Genomic DNA, 696 nt, shown 5'->3' on the forward strand with positions numbered 1-696 from the left:
AAAATTATATCTACATACAAGGTCATATGTTAGACCCCATTAGTACAGTGATTGGTTACAATTGGCCTACGGCTTATGGGGTACGTTCCAAACCATATGATTCATTACATCCGTTAATTCTACCCCTCAGAGAGATGGGGGGAGCGATCATCGGCTATAATCCTAGTACCCATAATTGTTATGCTGATGCAAGTGCTAAGTGTAAAAATGATTACGGTTCATTTGATTTTATAAAATTTTATTCCACGAGAACAGGGAACAAAAAATGAAAATACGATTTAACTTATTGAGCCTGCTCATTCTATTAAGTATTACTGGATGTGATATGGACAAATCTCCTCCAGGGGAAGTATATGGGTGGATCAAGCCAGGAGCAGACTTTACCGAGGTAGGAAAAGCATTGCTAGAATGTGGCATGCCACACCTTAATTATCTTGAGGCTGAAAATCAAAAGCTCAGCAATAATGATAATGCAACAATTTATGCTTGTATGATTCAAGCAGGATTCCGTGACAGATATGGCGGTCCATCTTGGTGTGTGAATCATTGGAGGGAAAACCTTCCCATTTGTCAGCCTGGTGCTGTCATCCCGAAGAGAAGTGTCGAAAAGCGCTTAAACAGCCCTTTTTGTAAAAGAAGTCCAGTACAACCTGAATGCAAACCTTAAGTTTTGTTTGTGATGACCGACAATCCCCA

The 696-nt window shown here is 40.1% G+C and carries 1 protein-coding gene and 1 pseudogene; both read left to right on the forward strand.

All coding sequences use genetic code 11. From position 1 onward, the window contains the following. Positions 1-269: pseudogene (locus tag ACFING_RS10045) on the forward strand (hypothetical protein); the annotation flags it as partial. Next, entirely contained in the window at positions 266-667 is a 402-nt protein-coding gene (locus tag ACFING_RS10050) for a hypothetical protein (RefSeq protein ID WP_375630831.1), read from the forward strand. The pseudogene ACFING_RS10045 and the gene ACFING_RS10050, both read left to right, overlap by 4 nt. Positions 668-696: the final 29 nt, after the last annotated feature.

It is taken from the genome of Bartonella sp. AP150HLJHH (assembly GCF_042196385.1).
Lineage (GTDB): Bacteria > Pseudomonadota > Alphaproteobacteria > Rhizobiales > Rhizobiaceae > Bartonella.

Coding starts and splice junctions, on each gene's coding strand:
- ACFING_RS10050 (WP_375630831.1), top strand. CDS start 266: ATGAAAATACGATTTAACTTATTGAGCCTGCTCATTCTATTAAGTATT.